Origin of the sequence: Flavobacterium sp. LS1R10 (genome assembly GCF_003968825.1) — a bacterium.
Classification (GTDB): domain Bacteria; phylum Bacteroidota; class Bacteroidia; order Flavobacteriales; family Flavobacteriaceae; genus Flavobacterium.
The window spans coordinates 125,485-146,062 of sequence record NZ_RYDH01000004.1 but is presented as its reverse complement, the minus strand read 5'-3'; the positions used below and the strand labels follow the sequence as shown (position 1 = coordinate 146,062).

Here is a 20,578-nt window from a genome sequence, read left to right as displayed (position 1 = left end):
AAAAGAAAAGCGAAATCAATAAAAAGATGACAATTTGACATTTTAAAAGAATTGGCAGTACTTTTGCAATCCCAAAAAGAATAAAAATGAAGTTTAAGAATATTTTTAAAAATACGAGTACTATGACTACCGAAAATACAGAAATCGATCAAGAATTAGAGGAGGTGACATTAGAAAATAATGCCAATGAAGAGCAAATCATTGTTGAGGAATTAAGTGTAGAAGAGCAATTAACGCAAGACTTAGCTAAAGAGAAAGATAAATATTTACGCTTATTTGCTGAATTTGAAAATTACAAACGCAGAACAACCAAAGAGCGTATTGAATTATTCAAAACGGCTAATCAAGAAGTGTTATTAGCGATGCTGCCTGTATTGGATGATTTTGACAGGGCTTTGGTTGAAATAAACAAATCGGATGACGAATTGTTGACAAAGGGAGTGGAGCTTATTCATGAGAAATTAAAAAGCACTTTGATTTCTAAAGGATTAGAGCAAGTTGAGGTTAAAGCTGGAGATGTTTTTGATGCGGATTTTGCAGAGGCAATTACTCAGATTCCAGCTCCAAAGATGAAGGGGAAAATTGTTGATGTTCTTGAAAAAGGATATAAATTAGGAGACAAGATCATTCGTTTTCCAAAAGTGGTTATCGGTCAGTAGAGATGCGATTTATTGCGTCTTAATTAAATAGACAAAGACGAGATACATTGCGTCTGTACTGTATAAAAAAATAAAAATGAAAAAAGATTTTTACGAAATATTAGGCATTTCCAAAAGTGCTGATGCTGCTGAAATTAAAAAAGCATATAGAAAAAACGCTTTACAGTACCATCCTGACAAAAATCCTGGAGACAAATCGGCAGAAGATAAATTCAAACTAGCTGCTGAAGCTTACGAAGTATTGAGCGACCCTCAGAAAAAAGCCAAATACGACCAATACGGCCATCAAGCTTTTGATGGATCGGGTGGTTTCAGTGGCGGAGGTGGTCACGGAGGTATGAATATGGATGATATTTTCAGTCAGTTTGGGGATATTTTTGGTGGCGGTTTTGGTGGTTTCAACAGCGGTGGAGGCGGTGTTCGTCGCGCTAAAGGAAGCAACCTGCGCATCAAAGTAAAATTGACGTTGGAAGAAATTGCCAACGGCGTGGAGAAAAAAGTAAAAGTAAAACGTAAAGTTCAGGCCCCTGGAGTTAGTTATAAAACGTGTTCAACCTGTAACGGTCAAGGACAAGTAATGCGTGTTACGAATACCATTTTGGGCAGAATGCAATCGGCTTCTACCTGTCCTACCTGTGGTGGTTCCGGACAAATTCTAGATAAAAAACCAGCCGAAGCAGACGCGCAAGGAATGATTCTTGAAGATGAAACTGTTTCTATAAAAATACCTGCGGGTGTGGTAGACGGCATGCAATTGAAAGTGTCTAATAAAGGGAACGATGCTCCGGGAAACAGTATTCCGGGAGATTTAATTGTGGCAATTGAAGAGTTAGAGCATGAATTCTTGAAACGCGAAGGAGAGAATTTACACTACGATTTATACATTAGTTTTGCTGAAGCGGTTCTAGGAATTTCCAAAGACATTGAAGCTATAAACGGAAAAGTGAGAATCAAACTAGAAGAAGGAATCCAATCCGGTAAAATTTTGAGATTAAAAGGAAAAGGAATTCCGAGTATCAATGGGTATGGAAACGGCGATTTACTGGTTCATGTCAATGTTTGGACGCCAAAAACGCTGGATAAAGATCAAAAACAGTTTTTCGAAAAAAATCTTACGGATGAGAATTTTATTCCAAATCCGGAAAAATCAGACAAATCCTTTTTTGAGAAAGTAAAAGACATGTTTTCATAAAAAAAAAGTTAGACTCGAGTTATCGATTCGATTAAAAAAATACATTACCCATCCTTGTTATAATAAGGATGGGTTTTTTATGAAATCGCCATTAACAATTTGTTTGCGTACAAACAGCAATAAATACAAAGCGATAACATAGATGACCGCTGAATATTAAATGCTACATATAGGAAACAATTCTTAGTATTTTGGCACGAATTATTTACTTTTACACCAATTAAAAAATAAGCATGAGTAATATTCTTGAAGTGAATAAAGTTGTCAAGCAATACGGTGATTATGTTGCGCTTAACCAGGTTTCATTAACGGTTCCTAAAGGAAGTATCTACGGACTTTTAGGTCCAAACGGAGCCGGAAAAACATCACTTATCCGAATAATAAACCAAATTACATTGCCGGACCGTGGCGAAATTATTCTTGATGGCGAAAAACTGCAACCCAAACACGTTCAATATATAGGATATTTACCGGAAGAAAGAGGCTTGTACAACACGATGAAAGTAGGAGAACAATGCTTGTATTTAGCCCAGATGAAAGGGCTTTCTAAAGCTGAAGCCAAAAAACAACTGGAGTATTGGTTTGAAAAGTTTGAAATACAAGGCTGGTGGAACAAGAAAATCCAAGAACTTTCTAAGGGAATGGCTCAGAAAATTCAGTTCGTCGTGTGTGTGTTGCACAAACCAAAACTATTGATATTTGATGAACCTTTTTCTGGTTTTGATCCCGTGAATGCCACTATTATCAAAGAAGAAATTCTGGCGTTGCGAGAAGAAGGAGCCACCATAATTTTTTCGACACACCGCATGGAAAGCGTAGAAGAATTATGTGATCACATCGCTTTGATTCACAAATCAGATAAACTGATTGAAGGAAAACTGGACGATGTTAAAAGACAATTTAAAACCAATAGTTTTGAAGTGGGTATTTTATCGGATAATGCAGCGGGATTGATGTCTGCTATTACACAGAAATTTAGCGTTGCTCCGGCACATTTTAAATCACTGAATAACGAGTTAAAACTGGAAATCCAACTCGGAAATGCTACGCCAAATGAATTATTGAATATCCTTACACAATGTGGACAAGTAACACATTTTGTAGAAAAAATTCCTAGTGTAAATGATATTTTCATTCAAACAGTAACACAATAGATGGTTAGACTTCTTAGATTGTCAGACTTTTTACAGTTTCCTAATCTAATTGTTCTAAAAAAATCTAAGTAATTTAAAAATTTAAGCAGTCTAAAAAATGAGTATCATTTCATTAATCATAAAAAGAGAATTTATTACTAAAGTGCGTAATAAATCTTTTGTTGTAATGACTTTTTTAAGTCCGTTGTTATTTGTTGGGATAGCAGCATTTATAGGCTATTTAAGTTCCATGAAAGCGGATACCAAACGCATCGCCATTCATGATGAATCAGGTTTGTTCGTTAAAGAATTTATACTTAAAAACAACAAAAACAGCCAATACAAATACCTCGATTTATCTCTTGTAGATTTAAAATTTTTGAAAGACAGCATCGCTGACGAGCGCTATGAAGGACTATTATATATTCCAAAGTCAGAACACACAAAGGATTTCGAAAATAAAATACAGTTTATTTCAAACAACAGTCCCAGTATTTCTTTTATAGAAAAAGTTCAGGATGTGATTGCTAATAAATTGACGAAAAACAATTTAGAAAAAGCACATTTAGATACGCTTGCCATAAAAAAAGCCCAGGCCCAAGTCAATATTAGTTTGACAAAAGCATCGGGTGAAGAGAGTGTCAAAGGACTTAACGAAATCAAAATTGGGATTGGTGGCGCATTTGGATACCTCATAATGATGTTCATAATCATCTACGGAAACATGGTGATGCGAAGTGTGATCGAAGAGAAAACCAGCCGAATTGTAGAGATTATTATATCCTCGGTCAAACCGTTTCAACTGATGATGGGCAAAATCATTGGAACTGCGCTAGCCGGATTGCTGCAGTTCCTTATTTGGGCTATCATTGGACTCTCATTAATGTTTGCAGCCTCAGTCTTTTTTGGGGTAAATGTGGGTCCAAGCGCCAGCGTTTCGCCTGAATTGATGCAAGCTGCACAGCAGGAAATGACTGGAACTGCCCAAATGTATATTAAGGAATTATGGAATCTGCCCATTGCAAATATCTTGATTGGATTCGTGATTTATTTCATCGGCGGTTATTTTTTGTACAGTTCGTTTTACGCAGCCATTGGTGCCGCAGTAGACAATCAGACGGACTCACAACAATTCCTTTTACCTATCATTATGCCATTGATGCTGAGTGTTTACGTTGGTTTTTTTACGGTTATCAATGATCCACACGGAACAATTGCCGTTATTTTTTCAATGATTCCGCTTACATCACCAATTGTTATGCTGATGCGAATTCCGTTTGGCGTACCTTTGTGGCAAATCGCCATTTCAGTAACGCTGCTATTTGGCACCTTCTTTTCTGTAGTTTGGTTTGCCGCAAAAATATACCGAATAGGAATACTAATGTATGGCAAGAAACCCACTTGGAGGGAATTATATAAATGGTTGAAATACTAATAGAAGTTTAATCGGTTATTTGGTTAACTGATTAACCCAATAAAGAAAAGAGATGTCAAAAATACTAATCATAGAAGATGAGGCCGCCATTCGAAGAGTACTTACAAAAATACTTTCGGAAGAAAATGATACTTATCAGGTGGAAGAAGCCGAAGATGGTCTTGCAGGTCTTGAAAAAATAAAAAATAACGATTACGATTTGGTTTTGTGCGACATCAAAATGCCTAAAATGGATGGTGTTGAGGTACTGGAAGCTGTCAAAAAAATCAAGCCCGAAATTCCTATGGTGATGATTTCTGGTCATGGCGATATGGAAACGGCTATCAATACAATGCGTTTGGGAGCCTTTGATTACATCTCAAAACCGCCCGATTTAAACCGATTGTTGAATACAGTTCGAAATGCTTTGGACAAAAAACAACTTGTAGTAGAGAACAAATTTCTGAAGAAAAAAGTCAGCAAAAACTACGAAATGATTGGCGAAAGCGACGCCATCAATCACATTAAAGTGATGATTGAGAAAGTAGCCCAAACCGAAGCCAGAGTTTTAATTACGGGACCCAACGGAACCGGAAAAGAACTGGTTGCACATCAATTACATGAAAAAAGTGAGAGAGCTAACTTCCCTTTAATCGAAGTGAATTGTGCGGCTATACCATCGGAATTGATTGAAAGCGAATTATTTGGTCACGTAAAAGGAGCGTTTACCTCCGCAGTGAAAGACCGCGCAGGAAAATTTGAAGCGGCAGATAAAGGCACTATTTTCTTGGATGAAATTGGAGATATGAGTCTTTCGGCGCAAGCTAAAGTATTGCGTGCTTTACAGGAAAGTATGATTACCAGAGTGGGAGCGGACAAAGATATCAAAGTCGATGTTCGTGTAGTTGCGGCAACCAATAAAGATTTGAAAGTCGAAATTGCCGAAGGACGTTTCCGGGAAGATTTATACCATCGTTTGGCCGTGATTTTGATAAAAGTTCCGGGATTGAACGAAAGACGGGATGATATCCCGATGTTGATTGCTCATTTTGCCGAAAAAATTGCTTTGGAGCAAGGAAATGCGGTAAAAAAATTCTCTTCAGCAGCGATTCATTTATTGCAGGATTATGATTGGACAGGAAATATTCGGGAATTACGAAATGTAGTGGAGCGTTTGATTATCCTTGGCGGAAACGAAATTTCTGAGAATGATGTGAAGTTATTCGCATCTAAATAAAATTAATTTAATGATTTAAAAATTTAATGATTTAAAGATTTGGCAATAGCTTTAATCTTTTAATTTTTTAATTTTTAATCTTTCAATCTAAAATAAATGAAACTAAAAAAAATAAACCAAGCGTTACAACAAGCCCTGATTGAAAACGGTTTGACTGAGGCCAATGCAATTCAAAAAGAAACATTTTCGACACTAAAAAGTGGTTCGGATTGTATTATTATTGCACCAAAAGGAAGCGGGAAATCAACTACAATCGTGCTAAATGTAATTCAGAGATTGACAGGAGCAACCGAAGAATCGCCAAGGGCTTTGATAATTGTTGAAGACAAAGCGAAAGTATTGGAAATGGAATCCCTATTTGAAAAATATGGGAAGTATTCTAATTTAGAAGTCTATGGTGTTCATGACAAAGGAGATATGGAATACGATAAGAATTATATTTCCAGCGGAATTGATGTGTTGATAGGGACTCCAAATAAACTAAGTGAAATGTTTACTACGGCTGGTTATAATGTAAACCGATTAAAAATGCTTGTTCTTGATGATGCAGATCCAATTTTGAAATTGCGTCATGAGACAAAAATCATGCGTATTTCGAATAGCATTGTCAAAACTCAACGTATTATTTTGTCGGAACAATTCACCGAGCGAATAGAGGTTCTTGCTGAAAAAATGCTGGTGGAGCCTTTTGAATTCGATTTTGATGGAGGAGAGGAAGAGGAAGAGGAGGAAGATTTAGAACCTGAAGTTGGAGATGACTTCCATAGCTAGAATAATTTATACTCCTTATGCTCCGCAAAGTTTTTAACTTTGAGGAGGTGTAGTTCAGTCTATGCTCCGCAAAGTTTTAACTTTGAGGAGGTGTGGTTCAGTCTCAGACTGAAGTAATAATGATATGAAAGAAGGCTAGATTACTTGCTCCTCAAAGTTTTTAACTTTGAGGAGGTGTAGTCAAGTCTCAGACTGAAATAATAACGATATGAAAGAAGGCTACATTATCCGAGACCAATCAAAACCTCATTTTATTACGGCAACAGTTGTAGATTGGGTAGATGTGTTTTCTAGAAAAAATTACAAAGATTGCATTATTGAAAGCTTGGATTTTTGCATAAAAAACAAAGGGATGATTTTGTATGGATTTGTAATTATGTCCAATCATATTCATTTGATTATTCAATCCGAAGAAAGTAAATTATCTGATTTGATTAGAGATTTCAAAAAGTTTACGGCAAAGACTATTTTGAATAAAATAGAAAACGGACCAGAAAGTCGCGCAGACTGGATGTTAAAACGATTTGAATTTGCTTGTAAAAGTCATACGCGTAATGAAAAATATCAGTTTTGGCAATATGGCAGCCATCCCGAAGAAATCTTTTCTGAAAAATTTATGTGGTCTAAATTAGATTATATCCACATGAACCCAATACGAGCGGGAATAGTTATTAAAGCGTCACATTATTACTATTCAAGTGCATCGAATTATGTAAATGATGAAGGAATCATAGCAATTACAAAAGTTGACAATCCAGTAATAGATGTTTTAAAACCGTCTTCAATAACGAATAATTTTATTTGGTAACGAGGTCAAAATAAAATAGGGAAAACTATTAGATTATAAATAACAAGGTCAGGAGATCTTTAACGCATCCTCAAAGTTGGAAACTTTGCGGAGCTGGTGTAGTCAAGTCTCAGACTGAAATAATAACGATATGAAAGAAGGCTACATTATCCGAGACCAATCAAAACCTCATTTTATTACGGCAACAGTTGTAGATTGGGTAGATGTGTTTTCTAGAAAAAATTACAAAGATTGCATTATTGAAAGCTTGGATTTTTGCATAAAAAACAAAGGGATGATTTTGTATGGATTTGTAATTATGTCCAATCATATTCATTTGATTATTCAATCCGAAGAAAGTAAATTATCTGATTTGATTAGAGATTTCAAAAAGTTTACCGCAAAGACTATTTTGAATAAAATAGAAAACGGACCGGAAAGTCGCGCAGACTGGATGTTAAAGCGATTTGAATTTGCTTGTAAAAGTCATACGCGTAATGAAAAATATCAGTTTTGGCAATATGGCAGCCATCCCGAAGAAATCTTTTCTGAAAAATTTATGTGGTCTAAATTAGATTATATCCACATGAACCCAATACGAGCGGGAATAGTTATTAAAGCGTCACATTATTACTATTCAAGTGCATCGAATTATGTAAATGATGAAGGAATCATAGCAATTACAAAAGTTGACAATCCAGTAATAGATGTTTTAAAACCGTCTTCAATAACGAATAATTTTATTTGGTAACGAGGTCAAAATAAAATAGGGAAAACTATTAGATTATAAATATTAAGGTCAGGAGACCTTTAACGCATCCTCAAAGTTGGAAAGTTTGCGGAGCTAAGAACAGATATTACATTGAAAATAACAAGGTCAGGAGACCTTTTACGCATCCTCAAAGTTGGAAATTTTGCGGAGCTAAGAACAGATATTACATTAAAAATAATAAGGTCAGGAGATCTTTAACGCATCCTCAAAGTTGGGAATTTTGCGGAGCTAATCAAAATAAAATAGGGAAACTATTAAATTATAAATAATAAGGTCAGGAGACATTTAACGCATCCTCAAAGTTGGAAACTTTGCGGAGCTAAACAATTAAATAAAGAGTAAAATGGGATTAATGAAAGTGTTTTCGGGAAGTGAAATTTTAGCAATGGCGTTACAAGAAAAAATCGAAGCGATTGGTGTAAATGTAGTAGTGAAAAACAATATACAATCGGCTCGATTGGGAGGATTTGGAAATTCAGATTTAGCGGTTGAATTGTTTGTTCAGGAAACCGAGTTTGCAAAAGTAAACCCCGTTATTGAAGAATTCAGAATGAGTATTTAAATTAGTATATTTGCTATTCAAATACGGCTATAAGACGGATATAACTGCGAAAAAAAATAGAATTGATGGATTGATTACTTCACATCGATCATGAACGTAAACTGAGAAAATAATAGTGTTTAAATCTGTTTTAGACCAGAAATTTGTTGCTCATACTATAGCTGTTATACAGTTTATAAAGAAGCTGATAGATGAATTTTATCAGAAAAACATACAACTATTGAGGATTTAGAGAAAGAAATGGAGAAATGGTAATATGCAAAAGCCAATTACCATACTTTAGTATAATGAAGCGAAAGCCGATTTAAAATTAATAGTTGAATTGATTAAATTAAAATCTCTTCAAGGAGCGAGAAATGGTATCAGAGATATTGTAATTCAAAGTAAAAATATTCATTTTGTGGAACAATATCAACTTGATGAATTCTTGGGAGAACCATACAGAAGAATGATTATTCTAACGTATAAAATTATTTATAAAATTCATTCTGAAATGAAAATTCGTATTCTTCAAATTTTTGACAATCGTCAGAATTCAATCAAATTGAAAAAGTAATTTGTGAATCCGCAGTAATTGAAACTACTACGTTTAAAAAATAAAAATGAAATATAAAATGTTGGTTTTGGACATGGACGACACATTGTTGAACGATGATCATACCATTTCAGACGAGAATAAAGGGATGTTGGCTAAGGCGCAGGAATTAGGGGTTTATGTTATTCTGGCTTCTGGACGACCTACACCTGCAATGATTGCCTACGCCAAAGAGCTACAATTGGATAATTCCTACATGATATCCTACAACGGGGCAGTAATTACCGATTTAAAGGAAGATAAAATTATTTTTGAGCAAATGTTGACACAAAAACAAATCCATGAATTGTACGATTATAGTATAAAAAGTAAGACACATATTATTACCTATATTAATGGTAAAATTGTAAGTGAAACGGATTCTGAATACATAGAAATTGAAAAGAAAATTACCGGTTTAGCCCATAATAAAGTGGTGAGTTTTAAAGAGGAAGTGCAGTCTTCAGCTGTAAAATGTATTTTATTGCAAGAGCCAAGTTATCTTAAAGAAGTAGAAAAAGACCTAAAAATCGCTATGCCGCATCTAAGTGTCAGCATGTCTAAGCCGTTTTTTCTGGAAGTAGCACAAAATGGAATTGATAAAGGAGCCAGTATTGAATTTTTAGCCAAAAAATTAAATATTCTGCAAAGTGAAATTATTGCTGTTGGAAATGCAGGGAATGATTTAACCATGATTGAATATGCTGGATTGGGTATTTGGGTGGATAATGTGGATCCTGAATTAAGACACAGAGGAGATTTTATCGTGGCATCAAATAATAATCATGGAGTGGCTGAGGTGGTGAGACGGTTTATATTGAACTAAGATTTTTTTTAAGAGTTTTACAACTAATATAAAAATCAAGGTATTGTTGTAATCTTTGTAGGAGACCTGTTCGAATTTCTAAAAGCTTTTCTCTTTTTGTCTCAGTTCAGTAGTTTTTGAAGCAATTGCATATTCCTTCTTGTATTGTTTCTGAACGGCGTTAAAAAGCACTTGTAAAAGGTGGTGTCAGAAAAAAATCCTTTTGGGTTGTAAATTTATTTTTAGCAATTTTATGCATAGAGTACAGATAAATTAAATTCATGCTGAGCAAAATTCACTAAATGGTTTGCTGTATTAGTTTTAATTGCAATAATGGATGCCGTAGCACTTTTGAATTAAAATCCTTGGTAAACAGGAACTCAATATTGCTCATTTGAAACGCAAAATCAGGACTGGAAGCGTTATGAATACTATTGATTTTATATTCCCAATTTGAGTAGCGCTAGATTGAAAATCGGAAAGCTGCATTTGGTACTTATCATGCCATTCAACAATGTTTTGAGCATTTGCTTGAATTGCATTAAAAAGGAATATAATTAAAATTATTTCTTTCATCTTTTGAGTCTAAAGTAGTCTACTTCACGATGCTAGTATATAGAAAATTATTGATTTCATTTTCCAGAATATTGTTCGTAAATTTGCACTCTTAATTTTTTGACAACGATTTCATTAATTGAGTTATCTTATGGAAAACAGAAAAAAAGTTGCTTTTTATACACTAGGTTGTAAACTGAATTTTTCAGAAACGTCAACAATTGCCCGTACCCTGCAAGACGAGGGTTTTGATCGGGTAGGTTTTGAGGAAGTGGCTGATATGTATGTGATTAATACCTGTTCCGTTACGGAAAACGCGGATAAGCAGTTCAAGCAAGTTGTGCGAAAAGCGATGAAATTGAACAATAAAGCCTTTGTAGCGGCGGTGGGTTGCTATGCGCAATTGAAACCGGAAGAATTAGCGGCTGTTGATGGTGTGGATTTAGTTCTTGGTGCTACCGAAAAGTTTAAATTGACCGATTATATCAATGATTTGTCCAAAAATGATTTTGGTGAAGTACACTCCTGCGAGATTTCCGAAGCTGATTTTTATGTGGGAAGTTACTCGATTGGGGATAGAACCCGTGCGTTTTTGAAAGTACAGGACGGTTGTGATTACAAATGTACTTATTGCACAATTCCATTAGCAAGAGGGATTTCCAGAAGTGATGAACTGGAAAATGTATTGAAAAATGCAGCCGAAATTTCGAAACAAAACATCAAGGAAATTGTGCTTACCGGCGTAAATATTGGTGATTACGGAAAGGGGGAATTTGGTAATAAAAAACACGAACATACTTTCCTGGAATTGGTTCGGGAATTAGACAAAGTAGAAGGAATAGAAAGATTGCGAATATCCTCTATTGAACCGAATTTATTGAAAAATGAAACGATTGAATTTGTATCAAAAAGCAGAACTTTTGTGCCGCATTTTCATATTCCGTTGCAGTCTGGAAGCAATGATATTTTGAAATTAATGAAGCGTCGGTACCAACGTGAAATTTATACTGAAAGGGTAAATAAAATTCGGGAAGTGATGCCGCATGCTTGCATTGGCGTGGATGTGATTGTGGGTTTCCCTGGAGAAACAGACGAGCATTTCCTGGAAACCTATCATTTCGTGAATGATATGGATATTTCGTATTTGCACGTTTTTACCTATTCTGAACGTGATAATACTGAGGCAGCAACCATGGCAGGTATTGTTCCTGCTAATGTTCGGGCTAAACGCAGTAAAATGATGCGCAGTTTATCCGTCAAAAAACGCCGTGCTTTTTATGAAAGTCAGTTGGGAACTAATAGAACCGTTTTGTTCGAAAGTGAAAATAAAGAAGGTTATATTCACGGGTTTACGGAAAACTATGTGAAAGTAAAAACCCCTTGGAATCCGGAATTAGTAAATACATTACAAAAAATCAATTTGACAAAAATTGATGAAGACGGTAGTGTCCGAATGGAATTTGTTACAACTTTGGTTTAATTAGTTTTTAAACATATAAGTCATATAAGCAAAAGATTAAAAACCATTAAGGGATTAAGTTCATTAAGTTTTATGCTTAATTTTCTTAATCCCTTAATGCTTTTTTTTACTAGATATTGGTCATTCGACTTTAAGACTTTTGACTTCCGACTACTTTTAAGGATTTGTAGACCAAATACTGCTGTTTTTAATGAAAACGCGTCGGTTAAGTTTGAGTTGTGCGATGATTAACTCTGCCATATCTTCTGCTTGCATGACTTTTTCCGGATTCCCGTCGGTCAGTTTTAAATCTTTGGCCATTTCCGTGGCAACCGTACTTGGGGTTAAGGCCGTTACACGAATATTGTGTTTACGCACTTCCTGCATCAACGATTCCGTTAATCCTAAAACGGCAAATTTTGAGGCACTGTAAGCGCTTGTCAATGCATTGCCACTTAATCCGGCTGTGGAAGAAATGTTGATGATGTCCCCGGTTTGTCTTTCGATCATATTGGGTAAAACGGCGCGAGTTACATAATAGGTTCCCATTAAGTTTACCTGAATGATGCGTTCCCAATCCGTAGGTTCTAATTCTAAAAATTTTCCAAAAGCGGCTATTCCGGCATTGTTGATTAGAATATCAATGGTTCCAAATTCAGCCAATGCTTGCTCAACGGCAGCGTTTACCGAGTTGATATCAGCAACATCAGCAGTTATTGCAAGTGCTTTTACGCGCAACGAACGCACTTTTGCCGCTACGCTGTCTATTTCATCCTGTGTTCTGGCAATCAAAATTACATTAACACCTTCTTTGGCTAGGGCCAAAGCGATTGCTTTACCAATTCCTTTTCCTGCGCCGGTGATCAGGGCATTTTTATTTTTTAAATCTGTCATTTGGAGAATTATTTTAGGCCAATAAAAGGCTAAGTTTACTGTAAAAGTAGTCCGTTTTACATTTGAAATCTATTTTGATTTTCTATTTAATCTAAATTTAACGTTCTGTTATTTTGACAGCAACGAACATTTTTTAATCAAATGGACTTTATTTTTTGTCCAATGTCAGTTTGTAAATTTCGGTTTCTAAAACCTCGGTATCTTTGTCTTCACAGAGCAGGAATTCTATTTTTTCTTTTGAATTGGCGTATAAAGTCAACCCCTCGAATTTATGGGTGCTGCTAATTTTTTGTGTGAAATCGATTTTCATGGTTGTCAGGTTGATGCTTCCAATAAGACTTCCTAAAATTTCGCCATCCTCATAAGTAGATTTGGTATCTTCGGCTGTGGCCAAAAAATAAATGCTGTTGTCGACTAAAACGGCATCGGTAAAACTACTTCGTACTCCTTGTATTTTTGGGAGTTTGTAGTTGTTTGAAAGAATAGCGAAATCAGTAGTGAGGTTTTTTCCTTCGATGGTAAAAAGGACATTCTTATTGGCGCTTCCGTTGCCACGATTCACTAAAAACCAACTTTTGCCATTGTAGATGGCACCTTCAATGTTGAAATCTTCGGCTTTTATTTCCCCGAAACTTTGCAGCGCTGCATATAAATTAGTGATATCATTTGTGGCAGTTACTCTTTTATGGCTGGAGTTGATTTGAATCATTTTGTTTCTTTTTTCGGTGGAACCGGAGCCAAAAACATACACGCTGTCTTCAAAATGGGTTATGGCTTCAAAATCAGCTTTGTCTTTTTTTGGCGTGTTCTCTGTAGGATTTTCCAGTAGCGGATAGCGTTTTAAATCCTTGGAATCGATGTGATATTCGTAAAGAAAGCCGCTGTTGTCGCCAATAATCAGTAGCGAATTGTCTTTGTAAACAAGTCCTGATGCGGAACCAATGCCGATAATTTGAAACAGTAATTCGAGTGTGAATTTTTCCATTGTATGTGTTTTGAAAACAACCGCCTAGCCCAGATAATAGTGGAAATCCTTTTATTATTTTCCTTTAAAATAATAAAAGATTGCAACGAATAGCTGGAATATGCTCCTGATATTCATCAGGATTAATCCTTATAGTTTGTTACATTTGAGTTGCAAAGATAAATTATTTGTTATGAAATCTATAAATCCCAATGATTTTAAAGTGATTGGCAAAATGGAGCGAGTTGCAGGATGTGATGCATGCGCACAACAGGTTCGGGTTTTGATTTGTTTGCAAGGCATGGATACATCGTTAAGTGTAGCCTGATTCGGGAAGTTTGCAGTTTTTAACCGAATGCAAAATAACATTATAGTTTGAAACCATAAGCCACACGAACGCCAACTTGTCCTACACCTTCTCCTAGAGTTCCATTGTTATTCACTCTAGGAAAATCAGAATAGTGCTCATATCGCAAAGAGATATCAATGTATTTTGTAGCGTAACCAATACTTGGCGCTACGATTAATGAGGTTTCATTATAACCGTTAGTCACTGCAAAAGCAGCACCGGCTTCTCCCATTACATAAAATTGATCGTCCCATATAAAAGCTTTAAAACCTGCTTTTGCCGGAATAAACCCTAGATCAGATCCATCAGCTTTACTTACAAATAAGTTGTTGAAACCAGTTGTTACGGTTACAGAATATCGTTTTGATAAATCATATTGTAATCTGGCATCGGCTCCTAAAGTTAATTTGTATGGATCATTTACGGAATATCCACCATTTACACCAACTCCTAAACGGAATCCTTGATCATAGTGCTCTACTTTGGTTGTTTCTTGAGCTTGTACATTATTTGCAAACATCATTACGATGGTACATGCAAATGCGATTTTCATTTTTTCTGTGATTTTCATAATTGTATTTTTTAAATTTATATTCTGTTTTGTAGGTTAAACTGCCCCCAAAACAACATATCAAAAGTAACAGTACCAATGCTGAAAAAGTTATACAATTATTTCGTTTTGTTATAGAATTTATAACTTGCAGCCTGTTTTACTAAAAAAGTAGTGATATATATCAAATAGTAGTGATGCAATTGAAAGCTTCTAATTATATTTGCCATCAAAAAAGCAAAAAGTGAATTTATCCCAATACTTCAAAGAGTTTTCTTATAATACAAGATTAGCGTATCCCATAATTTTAGGAATGTTGGGACATACCTTAATAGGGATTGTTGACAATTTCATGGTAGGAAAATTAGGGTCTACGGAGCTGGCGGCGGTATCACTGGGAAACAGTTTCATCTTTATTGCGTTATCGATAGGAATAGGATTTTCAACAGCAATTACTCCTTTAGTTGCAGAAGCTGATGCGGAAAAAGAGGAGGATAAAATCCGTTCTATTTTTCACCATGGATTGCTTTTATGTACAGTTCTTGGAGTCGCTTTATTTATTCTGACCGTTTTGTCCAAACAAATTATGTACTTGATGCACCAACCCAAAGAAGTGGCTGACATGGCTGCTCCGTACATTGACTGGGTTGCTTTTTCTTTGATTCCGGTAATAATATACCAGGGATACAAACAATTTGCGGATGGTTTAGCAAAAACTAAATATTCTATGTATGCCATACTTATGGCTAATGTGGTGCATATTTTTTTTAACTATGTTCTTATTTATGGCATTTGGATTTTTCCTAAATTAGGTATTCTTGGGGCGGCTTTAGGAACTGTCATTTCAAGAATTATGATGGTCGTTTTTATGCATTATTTAATAAAAAGAAATGCAGCATTAAAACGATATTTCAAAAATTTCAGTTTCAAGGAAATACGAAAATCAGTGTTGAAAAAAATCATCAATCTTGGGTTGCCTTCAGCCATGCAAATGCTGTTTGAAGTAGCATTGTTTACCGCTGCTATTTGGCTTTCAGGTTCGATTGGAAAAAACAGTCAGGCCGCCAATCAAATAGCCCTCATCCTGTCATCATCAACATTTATGGTCGCTATGGGATTGAGTGTTGCCGCTATGATCCGCGTGAGTCATACCAAGGGAATGAATGATTACAAAGAATTGATTGTTGTAGCCCGTTCTATCTTTTTACTGGCTATAATTTTAGAAACATTTTTTGCCATTATTTTTGTGGCGTTTCATCAATACTTGCCACATTTATTTTTGAATATGTCTGATTCGGCTCAAATGATTGATAATTCTGAAATTATCACTATCACATCAAAATTACTGTTAGTAGCCGCTGTTTTTCAAATTTCAGATGGAATTCAAGTTGTTGTTCTTGGTGCTTTACGTGGCTTGCAAGATGTGAAAATCCCCATGTATATTACCTTTGTGTCCTATTGGGTTATTGGTTTTCCAATTTCCTACTATCTGGGAAACTATACCAATCTAAAAGCAGTTGGAATTTGGATCGGGCTTTTGGCAGGATTGACGGCAGCCGCTTTATTTTTGTATATTCGCTTTGCGAGATTGACAAGAAAGTTGGTAATGCAAAGCGAGAATAAATAAAACAATAAATACTTAACTATTAAATTCATGGAATTACCAAAATTTTTACTGGGCGACAACACCGATTTTCCTGAAGATATTTTTATCATTCATTTGGATTATCCCCGATTTATTATCAATCTGAAAGATGATGAAGTCGAATTTATCGAAGAAGCCGAAGATCTGGATGAAGGCGAACTAAATGCAGAAATGGAAGGATTAATTATTCTTGCCAATGAGTTTTACGATAGAGAAATCAAACTTTACGAGGAGTAAATCTATTTTTTAAAATAGGTTTCTAATAATTTTTGAGCGGCTGCAAAGGGTGAAATTTCATCATTTTGCACCGCTTTTTTAGTTGCATTCATTGATACTTGAATTTCCGGATTATTGTAAAAATTAGTTTTTAATTGTTCGTTGATGGTTTCTAACATCCAATATTGGTTTTGTTCTTTCCGTTTTTCAAAGAAATAATTATTGACTTTAGTAAGTTCCAGAAATTTATGAATGGTTTCCCAAACTTCCGCTATTCCTTCGTGACTTATGGAGCTACAGGTAGAAGTGGTAGGGATCCAGCCTGATTTTTTAGCCGGAAAAAGATGCAGAGCTCTCTTGAATTCCAGTTTGGCTAATTGAGCTTTTCGGATATTGTCTCCATCGGCTTTATTAATTACGATAGCATCAGCCATTTCCATAATACCGCGTTTTATTCCTTGTAAATCATCACCAGCCCCGGTAATTTTTAACAACAAAAAGAAATCTACCATGCTGTGTACTGCGGTTTCACTTTGACCAACACCCACCGTTTCGATCAATATAGTGTCAAAACCGCAGGCTTCACAAAGCGTGATGGTTTCCCTGGTTTTTCGGGCTACTCCACCTAGGGTTTCCCCAGAAGCAGATGGTCTGATGTATGCATTTTTGTCTTTAACCAATTCCTCCATTCGGGTTTTATCACCTAAAATACTTCCGTGCGAAATGGTACTGCTCGGATCTACTGCCAAAACAGCTACTTTCTTTCCTAAACTGGTCAAGTGCAAACCAAAGGCTTCAATAAAAGTGCTTTTTCCTACTCCGGGAACCCCTGTTATTCCTATTCTGACGGATTTATTGGCGTGAGGCAAACAAGCATTTATGACTTCATTGGCTTTCGCTAAATGGTTGGTGTTTGTACTTTCTACTAACGTAATGGCACGACTCAAAGCTGTGATATTTCCCGCTAATATACCGCTAAAGAGTTCGTTAGATGAAGGCTGTATTTTTCTAAATTGCTGGATATGTTCCACCGCTGCAGCACTGATAGCTTCAGGAGAAGAAACCCCAGGTTTTTCGTTAAGGGCAGAATGAAGTAGTTTTTTATTTGACAAAGCAGCTTTTTTTAAAAGTAAAATTAATAAAAAAGGATGGTGAATGAATGGTGATTTGCATAAAATATCAGATTGATCGTGATCACGCTTTTGATGCACAGCTAAATCAATAATTTTATTTTTTGAATTGAGTTTATAAAGGATTTGTCAATATCTTTGCACCATTATGAATAATTTTATCTTGATTTTTGTTTTTTTATTCCTCGGTATTGTGCTGCAAAATATAAAAGCATTCCCTGTTATTAGTGTTTACAAGCTGTTAAATAAGCTTGTTATTTATATTTGCCTTCCGGCTCTGGCCTTGTATTATATTCCAAAAATAGACTGGAGTCCTGAATTGTTATTCCCTATTGGGGTAGCCTGGATTGGATTTGTAGTTTCCTATTTGTTTTTTAGTTTTTTAGGAAACAAATTTGGCTGGTCTAAGAAACTCACTGGGTGTTTAATTATCACGGCTGGTTTAGGGAACACATCTTTTTTAGGTTTTCCAATAATTGAAGCATTATACGGTGAAGAAGGTTTGAAAACGGCTATTTTAGTAGATCAGCCCGGTTCTTTTGTAGTGCTTTCGACCTTAGGGATTCTGGTGGCAACAGTATACTCTACCGGAAGTCCAAATGGTGTTCAAATTGCCAAGAAGATTCTGTTTTTTCCACCTTTTATAACTTTTTTAGTAGCCTGTTTGATGAATGTTTGTAATGTGGATTTCCATGAGTACATCCAAGTTTTATTTCAAAAAATGGGAAGTGCAGTAACTCCTTTGGCTTTGCTATCGGTTGGTTTGCAATTGCGTTTTGAACGGAAAAGCCAGCACTGGAAGTTTTTAGGATTGGGCCTTTTGTATAAATTAATTTTGACCCCGGCTCTTATTTATGTGTTGTATGTGTTGATTTTGCAACAGCATTCTAAAATTATTCAAGTTGCTATTTTAGAGTCGGCTATGGCCCCAATGATTACAGCTTGTATTTTAGCTTCTACGCACGGTTTAAAACCTCGATTGAGCAGTATGATGATTGGTTTTGGAATACCACTATCTTTTATCACGTTGTTGTTTTGGTATTTTTTGGTTCAATTGGTGTAATTTCTCGGTTGCTAAAGAAAAACGAAAAACCAGTCTCACTTACTTCATTCCAATATCGGAAAGGATGGTGATACGTTGGTATAGGACTATGATTTCGCACTGCTTTGAAAGAAAAAAAGTTGATTTTAGTTTGAAATCCAGAAAAAGGAATGTGCCGTACTATTATATGGGAGCAGCGTACTCCTATTTATTTTGAATAAAAAAAGCTCGCCTGGATTAAAATCTTTAGCGAGCCTTTTAAAAAATAAAAAACAAACAAACTTATTTTTGATTCTCCAAGCGGTAGGAAGTTGTTTCAGTGTAGGTTTTTCCAAATTGATCTGTGGCTTTAATCTCGATCGTATGTACGCCTATTTCCAGATTCGTAGGAATTTTTCCTTTCCAAAGATGTTTGCTTTCTATAGGATTAGACGAGCGTCTGCCAGGAATTAATTCTTCGGTTAGATCCCATTCATAAACCTCAGTGGCATACGAAGGATCTATTTCCTTTACATAGTCCATTGCTTTCCATTCGCCTTGGTCTACGCGGTATTCGAGGTTGTCGTTTTTACTTCCCATAAAGAAATTCACATAAATTCCGGATCGGGTAGGACGGCCTTTTTCCACTACTTTGGGTGCAAAAACTTCCATTTGATAGGTTTTGGGTTTGCCCGCCACTTTATAATCCAGACTGTATTTATTTCCTTTAAAATTAATAAAGGCGTATCCTTTTGGTGTTCCATCACGCATGGTCGAAACCGGAACGCCTTCGGAATTCAGTTTTCCGGAATACCAATCTCCGGAAGTGGTTCCTACATTGTAATGATGGTGTGGTTTTTCCTGCAACCAGCCATCGGTTTTGCCAAAGTAATCCTGGCGTTGAATGTGGGTATGGGCAGAAAGAGAAAGTGTGTTTGGGAAATCTTTTAAAAGTTCGAATAACTGATCCCGATCTGCATTTCTGAAAGTATCTTCATCGGTAGGCTCACTTATTGGAATATGAAAAGCCAGCACTATTAAATGTTCTTTTGAAACCAATTTCAAATCATTGGCTATAAACTGCAACTGTTTTGGTGTAAAACCGCCCCAATATCCTTTTTGATTTCGGGGATCAGGATAGAGCACATTATCCATGACGATAAAATGGACTTTACCATAATTGAAGACATAATTTGCTGGGCCAAAATGGGCTTCGTAGGTTTCATCGGCCATTTCATCTGTGGTGGCATCAAAATTAAGATCGTGATTTCCCAATAAATTGTACCACGGAATCCCCGCTTTTTGTACCGCTTTAATGTAAGGATTAAAAAGAGCAAGGTCATTTCCTACTAGATCTCCCAGGCTCAATCCGAAAGGAACATTTTTAATTCCTTCTACTTCGGCTACAATCCCTTTGGCAAAAAAGTCAACTTCAGCCTGGGTATAAGGTTGCGGATCACCAAAAATAAGAGCTGTGAACTCTTGATTTTCCTGTTGGGGAACCAAACCAAAATCGATTGATTTAGGCAATTTTCCCGTGGGGTCTACTCCTTTGAATTTTAATTGAGGAGAGCCATTGGGTTTGTGATTGTAAAAAAACTGAGGCAGATTATTTTCATCCACGCCTACTTTATAATTGGTGGGTTTAATTACGGCTATAATTGCATCGTCGCTAATAGGCAGGATGTATTTACCTTTTTCATCGGTAAGGACCACTTCCAGACCATTGGTTACGGAAACATTAGCAATTCCTTTTTCATTTCGTTCTTTTTTGCCGTTCTGATTGTGGTCTTCAAAAACACAACCTTGAACGTTGGTTTGTGCCATAATTCCTATTGAAAACAGCAAGGCACAAATGGAGAATGTTGATTTTTTCATTGTTTATTTAT

General features: G+C 35.8%; 21 protein-coding genes. 15 read left to right on the top strand and 6 right to left on the bottom strand.

The window, feature by feature from the left end:
- Positions 1-86: 86 nt before the first annotated feature.
- The 10 genes from EKL96_RS09195 (at position 87) to EKL96_RS09150 (ending at position 9,927) form a co-directional block, all read left to right on the top strand.
- On the top strand, positions 87-659 hold the full coding sequence (locus EKL96_RS09195; protein WP_126461203.1) for a nucleotide exchange factor GrpE: 573 nt from the start codon (positions 87-89) through the stop codon (positions 657-659).
- Between the two features lie 76 nt (positions 660-735).
- A complete protein-coding gene (gene dnaJ, locus EKL96_RS09190; RefSeq protein ID WP_126453722.1) occupies positions 736-1,851 on the top strand; it encodes a molecular chaperone DnaJ in 1,116 nt (371 codons plus the stop codon).
- Between the two features lie 233 nt (positions 1,852-2,084).
- Positions 2,085-3,005 carry an ABC transporter ATP-binding protein gene (locus tag EKL96_RS09185; RefSeq protein ID WP_126461200.1) on the top strand — a complete coding sequence of 307 codons (921 nt, stop codon included), beginning with the start codon at positions 2,085-2,087 and terminating at the stop codon, positions 3,003-3,005.
- A gap of 97 nt (positions 3,006-3,102) precedes the next feature.
- Positions 3,103-4,419, top strand: a complete 1,317-nt coding sequence (locus tag EKL96_RS09180; protein WP_126461197.1) for an ABC transporter permease — start codon at positions 3,103-3,105, stop codon at positions 4,417-4,419.
- 52 nt (positions 4,420-4,471) lie between these two features.
- Positions 4,472-5,635 carry a sigma-54-dependent transcriptional regulator gene (locus EKL96_RS09175; RefSeq protein WP_126461194.1) on the top strand — a complete coding sequence of 388 codons (1,164 nt, stop codon included), beginning with the start codon at positions 4,472-4,474 and terminating at the stop codon, positions 5,633-5,635.
- A 96-nt stretch (positions 5,636-5,731) separates the two neighbouring features.
- The gene (locus EKL96_RS09170) at positions 5,732-6,406 is read left to right on the top strand and encodes a DEAD/DEAH box helicase (RefSeq protein ID WP_126461191.1); all 675 of its coding nucleotides are present in this window, start codon (positions 5,732-5,734) and stop codon (positions 6,404-6,406) included.
- Positions 6,407-6,614: 208 nt separating this feature from the next.
- Positions 6,615-7,214, top strand: coding sequence for an REP-associated tyrosine transposase (locus tag EKL96_RS09165; protein WP_126461188.1), 600 nt, complete (start codon positions 6,615-6,617; stop codon positions 7,212-7,214).
- 130 nt (positions 7,215-7,344) lie between these two features.
- Positions 7,345-7,944, top strand: a complete 600-nt coding sequence (locus EKL96_RS09160) for an REP-associated tyrosine transposase (RefSeq protein ID WP_126461188.1) — start codon at positions 7,345-7,347, stop codon at positions 7,942-7,944.
- A gap of 364 nt (positions 7,945-8,308) precedes the next feature.
- The gene (locus EKL96_RS09155; protein ID WP_113633582.1) at positions 8,309-8,527 is read left to right on the top strand and encodes a DUF2007 domain-containing protein; all 219 of its coding nucleotides are present in this window, start codon (positions 8,309-8,311) and stop codon (positions 8,525-8,527) included.
- A gap of 602 nt (positions 8,528-9,129) precedes the next feature.
- Positions 9,130-9,927: a Cof-type HAD-IIB family hydrolase gene (locus EKL96_RS09150; protein WP_126461185.1), complete on the top strand. Its 798-nt coding sequence runs from the start codon at positions 9,130-9,132 to the stop codon at positions 9,925-9,927.
- A 369-nt stretch (positions 9,928-10,296) separates the two neighbouring features.
- Here EKL96_RS09150 and EKL96_RS09145 read toward each other — a convergent pair whose 3' ends face one another.
- The gene (locus EKL96_RS09145) at positions 10,297-10,482 is read right to left on the bottom strand and encodes a hypothetical protein (protein ID WP_126461181.1); all 186 of its coding nucleotides are present in this window, start codon (positions 10,480-10,482) and stop codon (positions 10,297-10,299) included.
- A 130-nt stretch (positions 10,483-10,612) separates the two neighbouring features.
- Here EKL96_RS09145 and mtaB point away from each other — a divergent pair, with 130 nt between their 5' ends.
- Complete coding sequence (mtaB, locus tag EKL96_RS09140) at positions 10,613-11,941, top strand: tRNA (N(6)-L-threonylcarbamoyladenosine(37)-C(2))-methylthiotransferase MtaB (protein WP_126461178.1); 1,329 nt, start codon at positions 10,613-10,615, stop codon at positions 11,939-11,941.
- 156 nt (positions 11,942-12,097) lie between these two features.
- Here the strand turns inward: mtaB and EKL96_RS09135 are convergent, their stop codons facing one another.
- Both EKL96_RS09135 and EKL96_RS09130 read right to left on the bottom strand, forming a co-directional pair.
- Positions 12,098-12,814, bottom strand: coding sequence for a 3-ketoacyl-ACP reductase (locus EKL96_RS09135; protein ID WP_126461175.1), 717 nt, complete (start codon positions 12,812-12,814; stop codon positions 12,098-12,100).
- A 148-nt stretch (positions 12,815-12,962) separates the two neighbouring features.
- Positions 12,963-13,799 (bottom strand): DUF6929 family protein, encoded by an 837-nt coding sequence (locus tag EKL96_RS09130; RefSeq protein WP_126461172.1) that lies wholly within the window; start codon positions 13,797-13,799, stop codon positions 12,963-12,965.
- Between the two features lie 172 nt (positions 13,800-13,971).
- Here EKL96_RS09130 and EKL96_RS14575 point away from each other — a divergent pair, with 172 nt between their 5' ends.
- Positions 13,972-14,106: a hypothetical protein gene (locus tag EKL96_RS14575; protein ID WP_255416375.1), complete on the top strand. Its 135-nt coding sequence runs from the start codon at positions 13,972-13,974 to the stop codon at positions 14,104-14,106.
- A 40-nt stretch (positions 14,107-14,146) separates the two neighbouring features.
- On the opposite strand, the gene EKL96_RS09125 is transcribed toward EKL96_RS14575, so the two are convergent.
- Positions 14,147-14,698 (bottom strand): hypothetical protein, encoded by a 552-nt coding sequence (locus EKL96_RS09125; protein ID WP_126461169.1) that lies wholly within the window; start codon positions 14,696-14,698, stop codon positions 14,147-14,149.
- Positions 14,699-14,921: 223 nt separating this feature from the next.
- Here EKL96_RS09125 and EKL96_RS09120 point away from each other — a divergent pair, with 223 nt between their 5' ends.
- On the top strand, positions 14,922-16,304 hold the full coding sequence (locus EKL96_RS09120; protein WP_126461166.1) for an MATE family efflux transporter: 1,383 nt from the start codon (positions 14,922-14,924) through the stop codon (positions 16,302-16,304).
- A gap of 27 nt (positions 16,305-16,331) precedes the next feature.
- A complete protein-coding gene (locus EKL96_RS09115; RefSeq protein WP_126461163.1) occupies positions 16,332-16,559 on the top strand; it encodes a hypothetical protein in 228 nt (75 codons plus the stop codon).
- Between the two features lie 2 nt (positions 16,560-16,561).
- Here the strand turns inward: EKL96_RS09115 and meaB are convergent, their stop codons facing one another.
- Positions 16,562-17,650 (bottom strand): methylmalonyl Co-A mutase-associated GTPase MeaB, encoded by a 1,089-nt coding sequence (gene meaB / locus EKL96_RS09110; protein WP_126461160.1) that lies wholly within the window; start codon positions 17,648-17,650, stop codon positions 16,562-16,564.
- Positions 17,651-17,816: 166 nt separating this feature from the next.
- Between meaB and EKL96_RS09105 the strand changes: the two genes are divergently transcribed.
- Positions 17,817-18,731, top strand: coding sequence for an AEC family transporter (locus tag EKL96_RS09105; RefSeq protein WP_126453692.1), 915 nt, complete (start codon positions 17,817-17,819; stop codon positions 18,729-18,731).
- A gap of 261 nt (positions 18,732-18,992) precedes the next feature.
- Here EKL96_RS09105 and EKL96_RS09100 read toward each other — a convergent pair whose 3' ends face one another.
- The gene (locus tag EKL96_RS09100) at positions 18,993-20,567 is read right to left on the bottom strand and encodes a calcineurin-like phosphoesterase C-terminal domain-containing protein (RefSeq protein WP_126461157.1); all 1,575 of its coding nucleotides are present in this window, start codon (positions 20,565-20,567) and stop codon (positions 18,993-18,995) included.
- Between the last annotated feature and the right edge of the window lie 11 nt (positions 20,568-20,578).

What these genes read in the sequence shown, in the direction of transcription:
- EKL96_RS09195 (WP_126461203.1), top strand. Translation starts at nt 87, where the DNA reads ATGAAGTTTAAGAATATTTTTAAAAATACGAGTACTATGACTACCGAA.
- dnaJ (WP_126453722.1), top strand. Translation starts at nt 736, where the DNA reads ATGAAAAAAGATTTTTACGAAATATTAGGCATTTCCAAAAGTGCTGAT.
- EKL96_RS09185 (WP_126461200.1), top strand. Translation starts at nt 2,085, where the DNA reads ATGAGTAATATTCTTGAAGTGAATAAAGTTGTCAAGCAATACGGTGAT.
- EKL96_RS09180 (WP_126461197.1), top strand. Translation starts at nt 3,103, where the DNA reads ATGAGTATCATTTCATTAATCATAAAAAGAGAATTTATTACTAAAGTG.
- EKL96_RS09175 (WP_126461194.1), top strand. Translation starts at nt 4,472, where the DNA reads ATGTCAAAAATACTAATCATAGAAGATGAGGCCGCCATTCGAAGAGTA.
- EKL96_RS09170 (WP_126461191.1), top strand. Translation starts at nt 5,732, where the DNA reads ATGAAACTAAAAAAAATAAACCAAGCGTTACAACAAGCCCTGATTGAA.
- EKL96_RS09165 (WP_126461188.1), top strand. Translation starts at nt 6,615, where the DNA reads ATGAAAGAAGGCTACATTATCCGAGACCAATCAAAACCTCATTTTATT.
- EKL96_RS09160 (WP_126461188.1), top strand. Translation starts at nt 7,345, where the DNA reads ATGAAAGAAGGCTACATTATCCGAGACCAATCAAAACCTCATTTTATT.
- EKL96_RS09155 (WP_113633582.1), top strand. Translation starts at nt 8,309, where the DNA reads ATGGGATTAATGAAAGTGTTTTCGGGAAGTGAAATTTTAGCAATGGCG.
- EKL96_RS09150 (WP_126461185.1), top strand. Translation starts at nt 9,130, where the DNA reads ATGAAATATAAAATGTTGGTTTTGGACATGGACGACACATTGTTGAAC.
- EKL96_RS09145 (WP_126461181.1), bottom strand. Translation starts at nt 10,482, where the DNA reads ATGAAAGAAATAATTTTAATTATATTCCTTTTTAATGCAATTCAAGCA.
- mtaB (WP_126461178.1), top strand. Translation starts at nt 10,613, where the DNA reads ATGGAAAACAGAAAAAAAGTTGCTTTTTATACACTAGGTTGTAAACTG.
- EKL96_RS09135 (WP_126461175.1), bottom strand. Translation starts at nt 12,814, where the DNA reads ATGACAGATTTAAAAAATAAAAATGCCCTGATCACCGGCGCAGGAAAA.
- EKL96_RS09130 (WP_126461172.1), bottom strand. Translation starts at nt 13,799, where the DNA reads ATGGAAAAATTCACACTCGAATTACTGTTTCAAATTATCGGCATTGGT.
- EKL96_RS14575 (WP_255416375.1), top strand. Translation starts at nt 13,972, where the DNA reads ATGAAATCTATAAATCCCAATGATTTTAAAGTGATTGGCAAAATGGAG.
- EKL96_RS09125 (WP_126461169.1), bottom strand. Translation starts at nt 14,698, where the DNA reads ATGAAAATCACAGAAAAAATGAAAATCGCATTTGCATGTACCATCGTA.
- EKL96_RS09115 (WP_126461163.1), top strand. Translation starts at nt 16,332, where the DNA reads ATGGAATTACCAAAATTTTTACTGGGCGACAACACCGATTTTCCTGAA.
- EKL96_RS09105 (WP_126453692.1), top strand. Translation starts at nt 17,817, where the DNA reads ATGAATAATTTTATCTTGATTTTTGTTTTTTTATTCCTCGGTATTGTG.
- EKL96_RS09100 (WP_126461157.1), bottom strand. Translation starts at nt 20,567, where the DNA reads ATGAAAAAATCAACATTCTCCATTTGTGCCTTGCTGTTTTCAATAGGA.